Source organism: Kamptonema sp. UHCC 0994, from assembly GCF_029167235.1.
Lineage (GTDB): Bacteria > Cyanobacteriota > Cyanobacteriia > Cyanobacteriales > Microcoleaceae > Kamptonema.
The window spans coordinates 12,173-29,610 of the sequence record NZ_JARFTR010000068.1 but is presented as its reverse complement, the minus strand read 5'-3'; the positions used below and the strand labels follow the sequence as shown (position 1 = coordinate 29,610).

Annotated in this window: 21 protein-coding genes and 1 tRNA gene; 16 read left to right on the top strand and 6 right to left on the bottom strand. The window is 44.0% G+C overall.

Going from position 1 to position 17,438, the window contains the following annotated elements; translation table 11 throughout:
• Positions 1–65 precede the first annotated feature (65 nt).
• From kdpF to PY364_RS07075, 4 genes are all read left to right on the top strand, one after another.
• Positions 66–335, top strand: coding sequence for a K(+)-transporting ATPase subunit F (kdpF, locus tag PY364_RS07090; RefSeq protein ID WP_275521534.1), 270 nt, complete (start codon positions 66–68; stop codon positions 333–335).
• A 180-nt stretch (positions 336–515) separates the two neighbouring features.
• Positions 516–1,112, top strand: coding sequence for a K(+)-transporting ATPase subunit C (gene kdpC, locus PY364_RS07085; protein ID WP_275521532.1), 597 nt, complete (start codon positions 516–518; stop codon positions 1,110–1,112).
• Between the two features lie 184 nt (positions 1,113–1,296).
• Complete coding sequence (locus PY364_RS07080) at positions 1,297–2,475, top strand: sensor histidine kinase KdpD (RefSeq protein ID WP_275521531.1); 1,179 nt, start codon at positions 1,297–1,299, stop codon at positions 2,473–2,475.
• A gap of 137 nt (positions 2,476–2,612) precedes the next feature.
• Complete coding sequence (locus PY364_RS07075) at positions 2,613–3,845, top strand: sodium:proton antiporter (RefSeq protein WP_275521530.1); 1,233 nt, start codon at positions 2,613–2,615, stop codon at positions 3,843–3,845.
• Between the two features lie 91 nt (positions 3,846–3,936).
• Here the strand turns inward: PY364_RS07075 and PY364_RS07070 are convergent, their stop codons facing one another.
• The 3 genes from PY364_RS07070 to PY364_RS07060 all read right to left on the bottom strand — a co-directional run bounded on the left by PY364_RS07070 (position 3,937) and on the right by PY364_RS07060 (position 6,396).
• A complete protein-coding gene (locus PY364_RS07070; protein WP_275521528.1) occupies positions 3,937–4,179 on the bottom strand; it encodes a hypothetical protein in 243 nt (80 codons plus the stop codon).
• A gap of 267 nt (positions 4,180–4,446) precedes the next feature.
• Positions 4,447–5,832, bottom strand: a complete 1,386-nt coding sequence (locus PY364_RS07065; RefSeq protein ID WP_275521527.1) for a hypothetical protein — start codon at positions 5,830–5,832, stop codon at positions 4,447–4,449.
• A 360-nt stretch (positions 5,833–6,192) separates the two neighbouring features.
• Positions 6,193–6,396 carry a hypothetical protein gene (locus tag PY364_RS07060; protein WP_275521526.1) on the bottom strand — a complete coding sequence of 68 codons (204 nt, stop codon included), beginning with the start codon at positions 6,394–6,396 and terminating at the stop codon, positions 6,193–6,195.
• 176 nt (positions 6,397–6,572) lie between these two features.
• Here PY364_RS07060 and PY364_RS07055 point away from each other — a divergent pair, with 176 nt between their 5' ends.
• From PY364_RS07055 to PY364_RS07015, 9 genes are all read left to right on the top strand, one after another.
• Positions 6,573–7,109: a hypothetical protein gene (locus tag PY364_RS07055; RefSeq protein ID WP_275521524.1), complete on the top strand. Its 537-nt coding sequence runs from the start codon at positions 6,573–6,575 to the stop codon at positions 7,107–7,109.
• 75 nt (positions 7,110–7,184) lie between these two features.
• The gene (locus tag PY364_RS07050; protein ID WP_275521523.1) at positions 7,185–7,691 is read left to right on the top strand and encodes a hypothetical protein; all 507 of its coding nucleotides are present in this window, start codon (positions 7,185–7,187) and stop codon (positions 7,689–7,691) included.
• A gap of 28 nt (positions 7,692–7,719) precedes the next feature.
• Entirely contained in the window at positions 7,720–7,845 is a 126-nt protein-coding gene (locus PY364_RS07045) for a hypothetical protein (RefSeq protein WP_275521522.1), read from the top strand.
• Positions 7,846–7,979: 134 nt separating this feature from the next.
• Positions 7,980–8,168 (top strand): hypothetical protein, encoded by a 189-nt coding sequence (locus PY364_RS07040; RefSeq protein ID WP_275521521.1) that lies wholly within the window; start codon positions 7,980–7,982, stop codon positions 8,166–8,168.
• A 71-nt stretch (positions 8,169–8,239) separates the two neighbouring features.
• The gene (locus PY364_RS07035) at positions 8,240–9,487 is read left to right on the top strand and encodes an alpha/beta hydrolase (protein ID WP_275521520.1); all 1,248 of its coding nucleotides are present in this window, start codon (positions 8,240–8,242) and stop codon (positions 9,485–9,487) included.
• 100 nt (positions 9,488–9,587) lie between these two features.
• A complete protein-coding gene (sppA, locus tag PY364_RS07030; protein ID WP_275521519.1) occupies positions 9,588–10,406 on the top strand; it encodes a signal peptide peptidase SppA in 819 nt (272 codons plus the stop codon).
• A 75-nt stretch (positions 10,407–10,481) separates the two neighbouring features.
• Positions 10,482–10,886: a chorismate mutase gene (gene aroH / locus PY364_RS07025; protein ID WP_275521518.1), complete on the top strand. Its 405-nt coding sequence runs from the start codon at positions 10,482–10,484 to the stop codon at positions 10,884–10,886.
• A 66-nt stretch (positions 10,887–10,952) separates the two neighbouring features.
• On the top strand, positions 10,953–11,366 hold the full coding sequence (locus PY364_RS07020; RefSeq protein WP_275521517.1) for a hypothetical protein: 414 nt from the start codon (positions 10,953–10,955) through the stop codon (positions 11,364–11,366).
• Positions 11,359–11,691, top strand: coding sequence for a hypothetical protein (locus PY364_RS07015; protein ID WP_275521516.1), 333 nt, complete (start codon positions 11,359–11,361; stop codon positions 11,689–11,691). The genes PY364_RS07020 and PY364_RS07015 overlap by 8 nt, the downstream gene beginning before the upstream one ends.
• Before the next feature lie 105 nt (positions 11,692–11,796).
• On the opposite strand, the gene PY364_RS07010 is transcribed toward PY364_RS07015, so the two are convergent.
• Positions 11,797–12,375, bottom strand: a complete 579-nt coding sequence (locus tag PY364_RS07010; protein ID WP_275521515.1) for a Uma2 family endonuclease — start codon at positions 12,373–12,375, stop codon at positions 11,797–11,799.
• Between the two features lie 135 nt (positions 12,376–12,510).
• Positions 12,511–13,401, bottom strand: coding sequence for a beta-carotene hydroxylase (gene crtR, locus PY364_RS07005; protein ID WP_275521514.1), 891 nt, complete (start codon positions 13,399–13,401; stop codon positions 12,511–12,513).
• Between the two features lie 249 nt (positions 13,402–13,650).
• Here crtR and PY364_RS07000 point away from each other — a divergent pair, with 249 nt between their 5' ends.
• The 3 genes from PY364_RS07000 (at position 13,651) to PY364_RS06990 (ending at position 16,647) form a co-directional block, all read left to right on the top strand.
• On the top strand, positions 13,651–14,448 hold the full coding sequence (locus tag PY364_RS07000) for a COP23 domain-containing protein (RefSeq protein ID WP_275521513.1): 798 nt from the start codon (positions 13,651–13,653) through the stop codon (positions 14,446–14,448).
• A 256-nt stretch (positions 14,449–14,704) separates the two neighbouring features.
• On the top strand, positions 14,705–16,495 hold the full coding sequence (gene pyk / locus PY364_RS06995; protein WP_275521512.1) for a pyruvate kinase: 1,791 nt from the start codon (positions 14,705–14,707) through the stop codon (positions 16,493–16,495).
• 80 nt (positions 16,496–16,575) lie between these two features.
• Positions 16,576–16,647, top strand: a tRNA-Thr gene (locus PY364_RS06990).
• A 45-nt stretch (positions 16,648–16,692) separates the two neighbouring features.
• On the opposite strand, the gene PY364_RS06985 is transcribed toward PY364_RS06990, so the two are convergent.
• The gene (locus PY364_RS06985) at positions 16,693–17,412 is read right to left on the bottom strand and encodes a DUF4339 domain-containing protein (RefSeq protein ID WP_275521511.1); all 720 of its coding nucleotides are present in this window, start codon (positions 17,410–17,412) and stop codon (positions 16,693–16,695) included.
• Between the last annotated feature and the right edge of the window lie 26 nt (positions 17,413–17,438).

Sequence of the window (17,438 nt, the reverse complement as noted above, 5' to 3'; positions counted from 1 at the left end):
GACTTTACCGCCAAGATGGCGGCGTTATATAAAGCCTGATAAGTCCTAACAAAAAATGGATAATTATGAAAGAAAATGATTTGCTTAATGAGATTTTACCTAGCAATTTGAAAGAAGTAGTTAAGTTATGGCAAATGCTGCGTCGCCGCCACCCCGTAGCCTTACAGCTATTTCTTTTAATGTGCTTAAATTTAGTAATTGCACCTGCTCTTTATGCGGCGACAGGTGAAGAGATTACTCGGAAAGCCGCCTGGGCACTGGGCATTCTGGGCTTGGTTATTTTGGGTCTTTCTGTTTATTTATTCGTCGTCATTTTTCAGCCTGAAAGATTCTAAGGATTCTTGTAAGATGGGCGCTACTATCCTCTAAATTTACGCAAAAACACTAATGTTTGTAGCGCCCACCCTACCAATAATAATAGGACATAGGTACGTAGTTGGGCTTTAGCCCTCATTATGCGCTTCAGCGCAACAACGTACCTATCTAGCACTACCAATAAATTACTGAGGTCTAAAATGAGAGAAATAATCAAAGCAATTCGCGTTACCCTAGTTCTGTGGGGAATCACCGCAATTATCTATCCATTGCTAATGGTAACAATCGGTCAAACTGCCTTCAACAATCAGGCAAATGGGAGCCTAATTATCAATCAAAATGGGCAAGTAATTGGTTCAACTTTAATCGGTCAAAACTTCACATCTCCGCGCTATTTCCAAAGCCGACCCAGCACCACAAATTACAGCAGCTTTACTGAAAAAGAACGCGATCCCAAAAATACAGGACAAACTACAGGCGTATCGGGAGCTAGTAACCTCGCTCCCAGCAATCCAGACTTATTAAAACAGGTGGAAGAAAGAGTAAAGAATCTCAAAATAGCAAATATTCAACCGACGGCAGATTTAGTTTATACCTCCGGTTCTAGCCTCGATCCTCATATTAGTCTAGATGCCGCTAGGGCGCAAATTCAACAAGTAGCAGCCGCACGTTCAATCAATCCCAATCAAGTAGAAATGTTGATTGCTAAAAACACAGATGGGAGATTTCTAGGAATCTTTGGCGAACCTGGTGTTAACGTTCTCAATCTTAATCGTGATTTAGATGGTTTACAATAGCAGGACTTACTCAATGGGCATCGTTAAAAAAGTATGTAGTTGCGCTTCAGCGCTCTTAGAGTATATGAAAGAGCGCTGAAGCGCAACTACATACCCAAAAATTAACTTCTATCTTGTGACACTTGCGTAAGTCCTAAATAGTTTAAAATAGTTATTAGCGAACATCCTGACTATTAACTCGCCAATGATTGAGAAAAGAGAACTCACAAGCAATCCAAACTTACTTGAACACCAACCGGAGCAAATATACGAGCGCATCCGCCGTCGGGGGAAACACAAAATATTTATCGGTATGGCTCCTGGTGTTGGCAAAACTTTCCGAATGCTGGAAGAAGCACACAGACTTAAAGAAGAAGGCATTGATGTTGTCATCGGCTTATTAGAAACTCATGGGCGAAAAGAGACAGCAGAGAAAAGTTTGGGACTAGAAATATTGCCGCGTAAACAAATGCAGCGCGGCGATAAAATCCTAACGGAAATGGATGTTGATGCTATCATCGAACGCCGTCCTCAGCTAGCATTAGTTGATGAATTAGCTCACACTAATGTCCCTGGTTCCCTCCGAGAAAAGCGATATCAAGATGTCGATGCAATTCTCGCCGCTGGAATAGATGTTTACTCAACATTAAATATTCAGCATATAGAAAGTCTCAATGATTTAGTAGCAAGAATTACTGGGGTAATAGTGCGCGAACGCATTCCCGATCGCATTCTCGAAGAAGCCGACGAAGTAGTTGTGATTGATGTCACGCCGGAAACCCTGCAAGAACGATTGCAAGAAGGTAAAATATATGCTACTGAAAAGATTCAGCAATCTTTAGATAACTTTTTCCAGCGCCGTCACTTAATCGCGCTGCGGGAATTGGCTTTACGCGAAGTAGCCGATAATGTGGAAGAACACGCGATCGCACTTAGCGCTAGTTACGGAAAAAATTCTAGTTTAGCCGGCCCAGTTTGCAACATTCACGAACGGGTGATGGTGTGCGTCTCGACTTATCCCAATTCCGTACAATTGTTACGGCGGGGGGCGAGAATTGCCAGTTATATGAATGCTCCATTTTATGGGCTTTTTGTCAACGATCCCGATCGATTTTTAACTAAAGCTGAAACCTTGCACGTTGAGACTTGCGAGAAGTTGTGTAAGGAATTTGGCGGGCAATTTTTACGGATTAATAGCCAGAATGTGGTGAAAGCGATCGCAGATGTTGCCAAAGAATACCGCATTACCCAAATTGTGCTCGGTGAAAGCCAGCAGTCGCGCTGGAAATTGTTGTTACGGGGTTCGTTGACTCAACAAATCATGCGATCGCTTAAACACATCGACTTGCACATTATCGCCACTGAAAAAACTGTTGAATATTGATTTCAATGATTTAAAACTTGTAAGTAGAAGGAAGAAGGATTTACTTAACTATCCCTTACTTCATTACTTCAGAAAGATGATTTTTCCCAGATTTCCAGTAAAAATGCACATGGAGGAATACTGGAGATCGTGCCCCTGTGGATATTTACATTCTCGATTTACTCGTTATTGGCTTGCTCCTGCTCACCGTAACATTAGGTTCTGGCTGGATTGCACGATTGCCGCTATCCTACGCTTTAATTTACCTGGTAGTTGGTATCGGACTCGGCCCCTACGGTGTCAAACTTATTGAATTACGACCCGATGCTCAATTCATAGAGCGGTTGACAGAATTTGTGGTCATCGTCTCTTTGTTTAGTTGCGGCTTAAAAATGAACCGTCCGCTCAAAGTTTGGGCCTGGAATTCAACAGCGCGGCTAATAGGTTTGCTGATGCCGATTTCAATTTTTGCTGTGGCTTTGATCGGACATTTTTTTTTGAATTTAGAGTGGGGCCCATCGATTTTATTAGGAGCAATTCTCGCGCCTACAGATCCAGTATTAGCCTCAGAAGTCCAATTAGCTCACATTGAGGATCGAGATGAATTACGCTTTGGCTTGACTTCCGAAGGCGGTTTGAACGATGCGCTGGCTTTTCCTTTTGTTTATTTTGGCATTTACTGCTTAAAAGATAGCAATTGGGAGAACTGGTTTAAAGAGTGGGTCGCAATTGATATAATTTGGGCAATCGCAGCCGGTCTTGTTATGGGCATTTTAGTCGCCAAAACCGTTAGCTGGTTTGACAAAAAACTTCAACAGTTTCGACCTGTGGACGAATTAATGGAAGATTTCATTGCCCTCAGCACAATTTTTCTAACTTATTCTCTCACAGAAATTGTCAACGGCTACGGATTTCTCGCCGTTTTTGTAGCTGGAATGGTGGTACAAAAAAGTTACCGCAACCCAGAAAAACCACTTTCGCAACTACACTTCATCGAAAGAATTGAAAAGCTAACAGAAATAGGAACTCTCTTAATTTTGGGTTCCATCCTGCGATTAAAACCTATGCTAGCATTTGCAGGGGAAAGCCTATTGGTAGCTGGACTTTTAATTGTGGCAATCCGACCAGTAGGAGCCTGGATTAGTACCATCGGCAGCTCTTTTCACCCCGCAAGCCGCTGGCTATTTGGCTGGTTTGGGATTCGCGGAGTCGGCTCTCTTTACTATCTTACTTATGCCTTTGGCAAAGGTTTAAAAGGAGAATTAGGAGAAAAAATTGCCTGGATTACCTACACAACAGTCGTTATTTCTGTGATTGTACACGGGATTAGTTCAACCCCGCTGATGAGCTGGTACGAACACCACATTAAAGGTATTCCTACTGCTAAATAGGTCAAGGAAGAAGGAAGAACGAAAATGCAATTCCCGGCAATGATTTCAGCAATTAATAACGTCTTTTTAACGTTGGCAGTTGTGATAAATATCAACTATCCTTCTGCCACATTTGCCAGGTAGCTCCAATGGCCGCACCAGCCCCAGCAAATAAGCCGACACTCATGCCTTCCAACGTCTTAAGTAAAGGGTCTTGGGTGAGACACTCGCTAGTTGCTGTCTCAACATTTTGACAGCGACTAAGCTGAGCTTGGCTAGCAGTACCTCCCAGGATGACTCCGGTAACACTACAGGCGACAATAAAAAGTAGGAGTCGGTTTGTTTTTATACCCATAGATAGATGATACTGTGAGAAGTTTAAGTAACACTTTGCTCATTGTACGTACATAAGCTAGGGTTTACGCATCAGGGAATATACGGAATTTTGGTTAAGGGTTAACCCTTAACCGTTGTATAGCAACCTTATTGACAGTTAAGACGTTCTGAGTTCCACCAAAATCGCTGATTCTATTCCCTTCTTTCCCTTCTTTCCCTAGTCCCTAGCCCCTAGCCTAAGCGCCCCTAACCGACGAAAGCGGTTGGTATAATTGCTGAGTTGAGTTTATTCTTTTTTGGGAGGACTTTTATGCAGAGAAAACACCCGATAAGCATCTAAATCGGCAAGGTTCGGATTGGTTTGACCGTTCGACATTTTGACCAAGTTATACTGAACGTTTTCTGCATAAATAGTTAGGGCAATTTTGCATATTTCTAAGAACTTAATAAATCCCTGACATTTATCTGGTGCCTTTCTTTTATAATGCCCAATTAATAAGGCAATACAAACTTCCAAATGAGTCCGGGAATTAGGAGAAATCAAAACCAATTTGAGCAGCATAACGGCCAAGGTCAAAGGATTATCTTGAGCCACTAACAATGTAAATACTGGGGAAGGAGAACCCACTTTTTCCAAAGTCAAAAGCTTGATAACTTTGTTGCAAGTCATCAAAATTAGAGAATTATTAATCGTTTCGGAGTCATAGGTTTCATAAAGATTATCTACTTTCTTAACTAGCAAAGTTTTAAGAGTTTTAACTAAGGGAGTATCTTTTTCAGAATGAAACAAATATGCTAGTAAACTTTTTTTGAAATCCTTATAGTTAATATCTCTGATCTGGCTGAGAAAAGTCTTGGCTAAGCTGGCATAGCTCAACAAGCCACGTCTTGCCACAATATTTTTAATTAAAAGTAGAACTTCATCCCCTAAAATTGTAGGATTTTGGAAAGTCGAATCTTTTAAATCAGCAGCTTGAGCGTGGGCGGTATAAAGTGCGAGTTCAAACTTAAATTGCTCTTTGAGTTGCTTGGAGAATTTTTGAGCGGCTTGGCGCTGTTCTATGGGGTTTCTTTCATCCATATACTGAGGAGCGAGCAAAAAAGATGTGTAGCGCTCAGTCCAGTTAGTTTCAATGCGATTCTCATCGTATCTAGAGACAAAGAGCTTGATTTCTTGGTAGTCTTGACTGTTGACAAAACTTGCCAGCCAAACTCTCATTTGTTGGAAATGATTGCCGGATGGTAGGTGGTAGTTTTCCCAATTTGAAACAAGTTCAATTAAGTCTTGAGTTATTTGGTAATTACGCCGTCCTACCCAGTTATTTAAGAGAATATAACAACAACGCTTGAATAAGTTTTTAAACTCTAACTCATTTTGAGATTCAATAATGATCTTGAGTGCCCAAATTGCTTCGGCATTAGCTGAGGGAACAGGCTCAATAAATAAATGCTTAAATTCTGCCAGTACCACATCTGGATAACTTTGCTGAACCAGCTCTATAAAAAACTGGTAGATGATTTCCTGAGCTTCGGAAATATTTGGCTGTAAACTGTTTAATTTAATTCTAAATTCACCCTGGGTAGCCTCAGAGAAGTCATTTTTGAGCATGGAATTGGGCAGAGCTTTAGATTTTTTAGTTTTCCCTGAAGATAAAAAGCCGCGAGTTACCATAGCGTCTTAGCTCATTTTAAGTTGATTGATCTAATAGTAGCTCTGTAGGGGTTGGCTGCGGCAGACTGCAAGCAGCTTGCTTGAGGCTTATCCTGGCAATGCTCCTAATTTTGTTATAGCTCACTATTCCCTCATAGCAATAAATTTTAAGTGAGTGCAGATAGAAAAACTTCAGTCTTACGAGTGAAAATAGTCAAACTCAGCGGTTCGGATCGCTTCAAATAGAACCCGGTTGGATTTTTATATGGCGATCGCATATCCTCTAAATAGGAAAGATCGTTTTCTTCAAATAAGTTAAAACTATGAACGCAGCGGCGGTGAGCGAACCTTTCACCTATAGACAGAATCCCCAGTAATTAACTAAGGAAGCCGGAGACTTCGGGGGGTAATATCATCATCCAGCTCATCCGATGGTAAAGGCTCCACAGGCGACGGCGCTAAATGTGCGATCGCACGCGCAATTTCCCATCTAACCAGCGATCGGATCTGTTCGGTCAGATCAACGTAGACATCGCAACCATTCTGCTCACCAGCAAAAATCAAAATCCGAGGTTCTTTATCCATATCATCTCCCAGTAGGTCGTTGAACAATAGCCCCTAGTAGCACAGTCAAACCAGTAGAAAACTTCTGAAGAAGATAGCCTCCAAATCGCCTGTCTCTCTGGGATATTTAGGGCGAAATCTCTAAAGAATCCCATCCCCTTTAGGGGTGGGAGTGTCAAGACACTGAGTCAGAAGTAATGGAAGTTCCACCGCTGGAAGTTAAGGAGTTGGAGGATGCGATCGCGCCGGGGGAAGTTCCGCCGCTGGAAGTTGAGGGTGTGGAGGATGCGATCGCTAAACACCACACCGAAAACATCGCCAGTTGCAAAGTGCTGGAACTTTTACCAATACCGCGAGACTTTAGCGAACTAGATAAACTACCTGAGTGGTGGCCAAGACCCATCCTGCCAGATTTTCATGAATCTATTTGTGGCGATCGCTATGACGATGATGATGAAGATTTGGACTGGGTACAGGAAACATACGGTGTGGATGCGACATACCGAGGCTGGAAGCTAACAATTAATGATGGCCATGAAATTTACGCCACACCTCCTGAAAGCGATCGCCTCTATCACTGCGAATGTGAACTAGACCAAGACGGCCCAGACGGGCAAGTAGCCCTAGCCCAAGTTTTTATCGACTCCTGGTACTTTAACCAACCTAGCCCCGGTCAACTGAACTTGAACATCTCTGAAGCTGTGGCGCGTGACCCGCCGCCACGTTTCGGATAGACGTAATGAATTTCTCCCAATCAATTGATGTGCGATCGTCATACTACGGGCGATCGCTTCCTCCCCTAATTCAAAATGAATCCTGCACTTTACATCGACCCCAACTCAGTAAACGAATCAAGCCCTTTACGGAAAATCCTAGAAGATTTAGCGTTAGTAGAAACTGAGTGGGAATGGCCCTATGTCGCCTACGAAAACGTAGACACAGAAATTCAATCAGGATTTCTCAGTTACATCAGTATCGGCTACTTCTTAGACCGAATGCGATATCACAAACTGTATAAAACACAGGGCTTTAAATCTTTCAAAGACTATTGCTTAAAAGCACTCAGGAAAAGTGCTAACTACTGCACTAAAATCATCTCTGCTGCTCAAGTCTGTATTGAACTAGCCGCCGCTGGATTTGAGCAAATTCCTAACTGTGTTGCTCAAGCATTACCGCTAGTAAAGTTCAACACAGTTAGGGAAGTTATTGATGAATTGGCTGACTTGCTGCTAGATGAAATCGAAGCCGAACCTACACCTATCACACCTGAAAAACAGGCAGAATGGGAAGCCGATTTAAAAGCTTTAATCGTATAACAAGTTGACTGGGTAGTTTCTGAGAGTAATGAAAGCTGCATCAATGACCAACAGCCTAGACCCAGATACAGCAAGTTTAACGTTGCGCCTGAAGGTGCAGAGTTTGTTAAATCAGTCCTTGCCGATGACGACTATGACTAATGCCGAACGTTAGCGCCAGCCCGTATCAACACTGGACAAAATAAATGGGTCTTAATCAGTGAAGTAAGCTTCGGCTTTTGGGAGATTCGTAGACTCTTTGTCCTTTTAAAAACCAATAGTAAACTGCCTAACTATAGGGCTGAGCTGATGGGAAAGGAGGGTAAGAGCGGAGCCAAAACTGATGACATTGATGCTTTTGCGATCGCTTGCTGGTATTTTGATAAATCCGATAAAGATTACCTCAACATCCGCGTGTCCGCGAATTGTTTAAAGAGCTGTGCAATGCCTCAAATCAATAATCCGCAGAATTGGTGTGTCTACGGACTATTAATTTGAGGGTAAAGTTACTACAGTGAAACTTATCTTTAATTTAAGCTGGTTGAAAATCAGACTTTGGGAAAAAATCTGTGCGACCTAAAAATAACCGCAAAAAGCTAGTCTTATTGGCAGGATTCCTAGTCTCGCTGTTCATCCCTCCGTTTTTGAGTGCAGTTGGATTATTTCTTAGCCTCTGGACGATCGTACCAGCACCTACACTATTTCTATTTCCTTTAGCAGTGGGAGCGCCAGAAATCAGTCCTTGGCTGGTGGCTATGAATGCGATCGCTCTCTTACTAACTATCTTCAGACTACAGCAAGGCTGGATATACAACACTTCCCTAGTCTGTAGCTTGATTGCCCTAATCCTCAGTCTACTCCCTCTGCTTCAGTTCCCAGCAGCTAATGCACGCATGGCGGCTGAAGTACAGTCTGTTTTAGGGGGCGACTATTTAGCAGCCATTCCTCAAGTTGAACAGGCACAACTACGCCCTCAACCCTTTATCCTAACAGATGCCTTCCGGGGAATTCCCCTGCGGGAAGTTCGCACTTCTGACGGGGTTGTATTTGCCAACCCAGATGGGGTACAACTGAAACTAAACATTTACCGGCCGATGCAAACTGGTAAATATCCCGCGATCGTTATCCTCTACGGAGGAGCTTGGCAAAGAGGTAGTCCCAATAGCGATCGCGAATTTAGTCGCTACATGGCCGCCCAAGGTTATTGTGTAGTAGCAATAGATTACCGCCACGCTCCTAAATATCGCTTTCCAGCTCAATTAGAAGACGTAGAAACAGCTTTATCTTATATCCAAACCCATGCCAATGAGTGGGAAATTGATATTAACAGAATTGCTTTAATGGGAAGGTCAGCAGGTGCCCATTTAGCATTACTTTATGCTTATAATTCCCCTACAGTTCCTATTCGAGCAGTAGTTAATTATTACGGCCCAATTAACCTACTCCGGGGATATTATGACCCACCTTTTCCCGACCCCATTAACGTCCGAGCCATTCTGCGTGCCTTTCTGGGAGGAACTCCCGACGAACTCACAGAGCTTTACCGTCAAGCTTCTCCCATCAATTATGTTAAACCCAATCTTCCCCCTTCTCTCCTGGTTTATGCAGGTCGAGACCATATAGTTGAAGCCAAGTTTGGACGCTATCTCTACGAACAATTATGCGCCACTGGCAATCGAGCCATTATGCTCGAAATTCCTTGGGCAGAACACGCCTTTGATGCCGTTTTTAATGGTGTGAGCAATCAACTGGCTTTGTATTACACAGAACGCTTTTTAGCTCATACTCTGAAGTCTTCGGATTACCAACCAAAATAGAGAAATAGGTAACGCCGCCCTCTGGGCGGTTATCGGCTCGCACAAATCCATAGGAATAAGGCAAACTAGAGATTAGCTACAAAAAGTTCTATGATTGCCCATGATTTGGCCATTTAAGCCTCGCTATCGCAAACAAATCGCTCGGATTGAAGTCAACGGCGCGATCGCCCAAGAAGCCCGCAAGCGCGTCCTAGAAGCTCTCAAAACCGTTGAGGAGCGCAAGTTTCCCGCCTTGCTGCTGCGGATTGACTCTCCCGGCGGGACTGTCGGAGATTCCCAGGAAATCTACAGCGCCCTCAAACGCCTGCAAGAAAAAGTTAAAATTGTTGCCAGCTTTGGCAATATTTCGGCTTCTGGGGGTGTCTACATTGGCATGGGTGCCCCCCACATCGTCACCAATCCTGGTACGATTACGGGCAGCATTGGGGTGATTATCCGAGGAAATAACATTGAAGGGCTGTTAGAGAAGGTTGGCGTTTCGTTTAAAACGATTAAATCTGGCCCTTACAAAGATATTTTGGCTTTTGACAGAGAGCTAACTGAGCCGGAGAAGGAAATTCTGCAAGACTTGATCGATAGCACTTATCAGCAGTTCGTGCAAACAGTTGCTGAAGCCCGAAATCTCCCAATTGAGACAGTTAAGACTTTTGCTGACGGTCGCATTTTTAGCGGACAGCAAGCTTTAGAACTGGGTGTGGTTGACCGTTTGGGGAGTGAGGATGATGCCCGTCGCTGGGCGGCTGAGTTGGCGGGCCTTGACCCTGAAAAAACCGAGTGTTGCACTCTGGAAAAACCCAAACCATTCTTAAGTCGTGCACTTGGGAGTAGTCTGGATACATCGGGGCTGTCTTCTGCTAAGAATTGGCTAGAATTTGAGCTGTCCATGAGTGGTCTACCACTTTGGCTTTATCGACCATAATTGTTAACTGTTAACGGTTAACTGTTAACTGTTAACTGTTAACTGTTAACTGTTGGTTGAAGGATACTTATAACAATGGAGGATGTTTGCGTGGAGTGGCGAGTAAGGGCGATTCGCGGGGCAACTACTGCCTCAGAAAATTCGGTGGCAGCAATTGCAGATGCGGTGAGGGAATTGTTAGATGAATTGGAAGGGCTTAATGACCTTGACCCGGAAATGATTATTAGTGCTACTTTTTCTGTTACTCGCGATTTGGATGCTATCTTTCCGGCTGCGATCGCCCGCGATCGTCCCCGCTGGGCTAATGTTCCTCTGTTGGATGTTCAGCAAATGCACGTTGAGGGTAGTTTGCAACGTTGCATCCGATTTTTAATTCACATTAATTTGCCAGAAAACCACACTCAAATTTATCATCCTTATTTGCGAGGGGCGAAGAATTTGCGGCCGGATTGGAATTTGGCTAGTGTTAGTTACTCTTAAATTGTTTTTGGCAATAATTTTAGTAAAAACACAAGCACAATCACTTTAGCAATAGGTATTGTTGTTGTGACATCAGATCCAGAAAAACCTAGATTTATTCTTGATGAAGTTCAGCGGATAGGTGTCAGTCAAGCCATCAGCCGAGTCAGAAAGCAGATCGTTTGGAAGCCAGGGAAAGCAGCCAATCATCTTGCCAAAAGGATTCGGCTAGGTCATTTACCGGATGATGCAAACTTAGAAGAATATGAGGCAATTATCACTTATGTAGTCACCGCCATCAGTGCCGATATTTATCTGTATATTTATGGAGAAACTATTTATCCGACAGTAGTAGCCTATGTTGACGATAAACTTTGGTTAGTGATGATAGGTTTGAATGGTGTTTTAGAAACTGCATTTCCTCCAGATCAGCCTCAAAGCTATCTGGCAATTTCATCTTTTGTATATCTTGGTTTAGTCAAGGAGTTAGACTGTGAATAATTTATTAAAACATTATTGTATCTGCGTTGAATTTCCTGATGTCAGCGGTATGGAGCATTTAGAAATGCTACAAGTTCGCGATAGAATTAATGAAATAGAATCTCAACTTACTACTAATGAAAAAATATTGCTTGCCAAAGCAGATCGGCAATTAATTGAGAAGGCGAAAGATTTTTTTCAGGAGTTATCACACTTTGTTGATTTTACTGAAATGCGCGAAAATCAAGCTATTTCTCCCACTCGTTGGTGGTGGTATTTAGATGTATTAGCATCCTTACCAATTTCGACGGAACAAGAGCTCCTAGCATATTCTAAGACAACATGAATGTAGCTTGAAAAAATCAAAGTTTTCTTAAAAAAACAGCTTTTTGTCAATTAAATACTTTTATGTGATGAAATTATGCTGACCCTTGCACTCTCAATCATTCTACTATTCCCAAATTCGCTGTAAAGTCAAGGTAAATCCAGGTAAGACATCCTCCCCAGATAAGGTTTGAGGAGATTTCAAAACCTCAACTTCTTTACCAGGCCGATAAATTTCTACTTCTTGTTTTTTACGTTTAATTAGCCAACCAAGACGGCAGCCATTCTCAATATATTCTTGCATTTTTTCTTGAGTCTTGCTAAGGCGATCGCTTGGTGAAAGAATTTCAATTACAAAGTCAGGACAAAGGGGGATAAATTTCTCTCTTTGTTCGGGAGTTAAAGCCTCCCAACGAGATTTTTCTACCCAAGAGGCATCGGGGGAACGATTGGCTTTATTTGGTAGAGTAAAACCTGTAGATGAGTCGAAGACTTCGCCGAGTTGGGTTTGTTCGTTCCATATTGCCAATGGTACTATTGCTTTGACGTTGCTTTTTCCTGTTTCTCCTCCTGTCGGTGGCATAACGATTAATTCTCCTTTGGCATTCCGTTCTAGTTGTATGTCGGAGTTTTCTTGGCAGAGTTGAAAAAACTGTTCTTCGGTAAGTTTGATAATGGGGTTGAGGTTGAGGGTAATTTGAGTCATGGCAGTTGGGAGAAGCTAGGTTGTCTGGCCAATAGATTCATTTTAGCTTGTTAGTGGGAGATTTCCATTGTTTAGGGTTGGGAGCAAGGTAGAAAAAAACCGGCTTCTTTAAGAAAACGGCTTTTTGTTAGTTAATTAATCAGAAGTTTTGCTATGATGGAACCTAATCCCCAAAAAAATGTCGTATATAAAACTCCAAAAGTCCTTTTTACCTCCTAGTATTCCCAGAGTTTGAGGCGATCCTTTTTCATCTAAAAGAGGTTTTACTGCTTCATAAGCTGGCTTGTAATTATACCAAGGAATGGAAGGCCACAAATGATGAATCAGGTGATAGTTTTGTCCTAAAATTAAGATGTTCAAAATTGGACTTGGGTAAACTCTAGCATTCTTCCAGCGATCGCGTTCCTGAAAAGGACGGTGCGGTAAATAATCAAAAAATAACCCCAAAGCCAAACCTACGACTAAGGCAGGTGAAAACCAAAAATTCAAGACGTAACCTAAATGGTCGTATTGAATAGCAATATAAACTATTGCCGCCACAAACAAACGGCTGAAAAACCATTCCCACAGCTCAAATTTCCGCCACAGGCGACGTTTAAAAAAGAAAATCTCGTGGTAAAAAAATCTAGCAGCAATTAGCCACAGAGGGCCACCTGTCGAAACAAAATGATCGGGATCGTTATCGGGGTCATTAACATGAGCGTGATGCTGGATATGTACCCGCGTAAATACGGGGAAGGCAAAACCCAACATCAAGGCGCTGCCGTGTCCTAGAATAGCATTAACGATGCGATCGCGATGTGCAGCATTGTGAGAAGCATCATGTATAACTGTTCCCGCCATGTGCAAGGCAAGCACATTCAGACAAAAACAGCACCAATCAGGCCACTCCCAACACCAATAACCCAAGTTAGAAATGCCCAGGATGGCTACTGCACTCAAAAACAGCAGTAGCGTTGGATTAAAATCACCCGGAGGGCTCAGAAACTCTTTAGGTACTGTCAATGACCGCCGGGGCTCCGACATTGTTGTTTGTACTCCTTAATATTTCATCCTTGGGTAGTATAGGATACAAACACCCAACAGTAAAGTTTTATGAAATAACTGTATCTAATAGCTGTGTTGAAAATACGTAAGTCCTGCTATTAAATGCTATTACAGATAGAATAAGTGGGTGCATTGGGATTTTTGTCAAGAGCCGCCTTGGAATTTATTACCCGGCGGGAAAAACCTACACCGCTACAGCAAACACTTTTGATCGAGGAGAATAATTTTATGCCCTCAAAGCTATTTGCATCGCACCTTTGGAAAATACTGGGTTTGGCAGCAGGGTCAGCAATCCTGACTACCGGTAGTGCTTTCGGATACTCACTCAGTATCAAAAATGATTTACCTATACGGGTAGCTGCGGAACCCTCAGATGCAGATGCAACGCCAACCGATCCGACTGACCCAACTGCTGAGGATGACTCGCCGAACCCTGAAGATGACAGCAAAACAGCCAGCGAACCCCGGTTTACCTGCGAGTTGGATAACGGCAAACCTACCGTAATGTATCATCCTCAAAGCCAACCCAATCAATCTTACCCTTGGGCAATACCCAGCGATCTAGGCGGCGGTTGGTCGTCAGAACGCCGATGTGGTGAGATTAGCAGGCGTTTAGAATCTTACAGACCAGACGGCTTAGAGGAACTGCGAACAGGAGTTGAAAACGGTTATAGCGTGATTTGCGTGACTACAGAAAAAAATCCCGATTGTCGGATTGTGTTGACAGTACCGCCAGGGGAAGATCCCAAATTAACGCGCGATCGCGTCTTCCAAAACCTTACCGTCGCTGACAGCGGACAGTCTACCGAAGGTGTCAATACCTTCGTCGATGGGAATACTGGCAGAATAATCGAAAAAGTCTTAGGGGTAGATTTACCTGGAAACAGGCGCAATTCCCAGAGGCGTGACAGCATCTACTTGCGACCTTTTCTAGATCGGGCCGACGGCGGTACAGGTGTTAGACTCAGAGGCGGTTTGCGGAGTCAACCAGGGCCTCGACTCAATCCCGATAACTTCCGCAACTAGGGCCGATTGGCGATCGCAACTCTGGCATTTAGGAATCAACCACAATAGTCTTAAAAGTTGGCAGGCGGACTGTCCCCAAAAAACACTTATTCTCAAATAGGTATAACAAGCACGTTATATCTGGTAAAGTGGCAATGCCCATTCTGCTGCTGACTTTAAGAAATCCTGATTAATTTAGACTTGCGTCAGCCGCATTGTCAATAATGGGATAGCCGAAATTAAAGCCTCTCAGCCATCTGCCCCGCGAACTCATTTCATGCAACTGCAAAATTCCCACCGCCGGACTAAAATTGTCGCCACTATTGGCCCCGCAACTCTTGACCCAAAGGTACTCCGCGAACTCATCGAAGCGGGTGCAACTACTTTGCGGCTCAACTTTTCTCACGGGACTCACGAAGATCACCAGCGAAGTATTCGCATGATCCGACAAACATCCTTTGAGCTCAATCAGCCGGTTGGTATTCTCCTAGACCTCCAAGGCCCGAAAATTCGCCTGGGACGCTTTGAAAATGGCTCAATTACCCTTCAAAAGGGCGATCCATTTATTTTGACTAGCCATTTAATCCCTGGTACTGAGAAAATTTCCTCTATCACCTACGAACCCCTAGCAGATGAAGTCCCAGAGGGCGCATCAATCCTACTTGATGACGGTAAGGTGGAGATGGTAGTGGAGAAAATAGACCGAGTGGCGCGGGAATTGTACTGTCGTGTTGTTGTTGGCGGCCCACTTTCTAATAATAAAGGGGTTAATTTTCCGGGAGTATACCTGTCAATTAAGGCCCTCACGGATAAAGACCGTAAGGATTTGATGTTTGGCCTCGACCAGGGTGTAGACTGGGTGGCGCTTTCTTTCGTTCGTAATCCTCAAGATGTGCTGGAAATTAAAGAGCTCATTGCTTCTGCTGGTAAGCAGGTGCCAGTGATTGCCAAAATTGAAAAGCACGAAGCGATCGAACAAATGGAAGCGATTTTGGCTTTGTGTAATGGTGTGATGGTGGCGCGTGGCGATTTGGGTGTGGAATTGCCAGCAGAGGATGTGCCGATTTTGCAAAAGCGACTGATTGCGACTGCGAATCGGATGGGCATTCCGGTGATTACTGCAACTCAAATGCTGGATAGTATGGTGAATAATCCTCGCCCGACTCGCGCTGAAATTTCCGACGTGGCGAATGCGATTATTGATGGTACTGATGCGGTGATGCTGTCAAACGAGACAGCAGTTGGCAAGTTTCCAGTGGAAGCTGTGGCGACGATGGCGAGAATTGCGGTGCGGATTGAACAGGAAGAGATTACTCGCAATGTTACCGGAGTAGAAGATACTGGTCGGTCAATTCCCAATGGAATTAGTCAAGCAGTGAGTCAAATTGCTGAGCAATTGAGGGCCCAGGCGATTATGACCCTGACGAAGACGGGGGCGACGGCGCGGAATGTGTCGAAGTTTCGACCGAAAACTCCGATTTTGGCGATTACGCCTCATGTGGATGTGGCGCGACAGTTGCAGATGGTGTGGGGCGTGAAACCGTTGTTGGTACTGGATTTGCCTTCGGCGGGTCAAACTTTTCAATCAGCAATTAGTGTGGCCCAGGAGAAGGGTTTGTTATCCGATGGGGATTTGGTGGTGATGACGGCGGGTACTCTGCAAGGGGTTGCTGGTTCGACTGATTTGATTAAGGTTGAGGTGGTGACGGCGGTACTAGGTAAGGGTACTGGTGTAGGTTTGGGGGCAGTAAGCGGCCGGGCACGGGTGGCTCAGTCTGCTGCGGATGTGGGAGATTTCCACAGTGGTGAGATTTTGGTGGTACGGAATACAAGTGTTGAATTTGTGGAGATGATTCGTAAGGCGGCGGGTGTGGTGACTGAGGAGGCTAGTTTGACTTCTCACGCGGCGATTATTGGTTTGCGTTTGGGTGTGCCGGTGATGGTGGGGGTGGAGAATGCGACGCGGGTAATTCGGGACGGTACGATGTTGACTGTGGATATGCAGCGGGGTTTGGTTTATTCGGGGGCGAAGAGTTCGACTCCTACTGATGGGGAGTTGAAGGTTTAGGGGGTTTGGGGGAAGTTGGCAAGATTCTGTTTTTTCTTGTCTTCTTCTCTGGTTTTGTGTTATAATTAATAATTGTCTGTGCCGATGTAGCTCAGTGGTAGAGTAACCGATTCGTAATCGGTCGGTCGCGGGTTCAAATCCCGCCATCGGCTTTGGGGTTGACCCTCCGGGGTAGCTTTTAGGGGTGTGTCGGCAATTTAGTTGGTTAAAAAACTAGCCAACTCTTCAATGCTTCCGGCTTTCACCCAATCCTCTTGACCCTCTCGTTTTACGCTAGTGCGTGCTGTAATGCGCTGAACGTCCCGAAGTTGCCCTTTAGTGTAAGGCCCTTCAGCATTACCGCTGCGGAAAACATACCATTCTGCTTTTTCTTTTAACTTTTTAACGGGGGCGGCAAGGCTCCCCTCTAAAGAATTTGTTGTCAAGGGCGCTACTTTTTTAGTCTGCTTAGACTTGGGTGGAGTTGATGATTTTGTCAGTGATTTTGATGAGGGTTTTGGCTTGCTAGATATTTGTTTTTTGGGTATTGTATCATCTGCCATCGCCTCGTTAAATTCTTTCATAAATTCAGCGACTTTTGCCCTGTTTTGAACCAACCAACCACCACCAAGTAAAGTGCTGGAAAGTAAGATCATGGGCCCAGGATTAAAATTTTCATCGACTGTTGTAGCGTTGCAATTTGAATAGCGCGTATCGCAGGGTATCGGCGCTAAGTATCCGCTCTTATTTGGTCGAATTGGCTGAGACTGAGATGGCTGAGTTTGAGTGTCGGGTTTGGTTAAGTCAGGAGTAGTGCCACTTCCTCTACTTCCCCTGCGTTTTTTAGCCTGAGCTGGATGTCCTGTAATGATTGTTGCTGCCGCTGCACCAATGAGAATAAGGGCCTCACGGCGCGAAAACGCTTTAGAATGAGTCATAAGTTCTGAAGCATTCAGAGGTATAT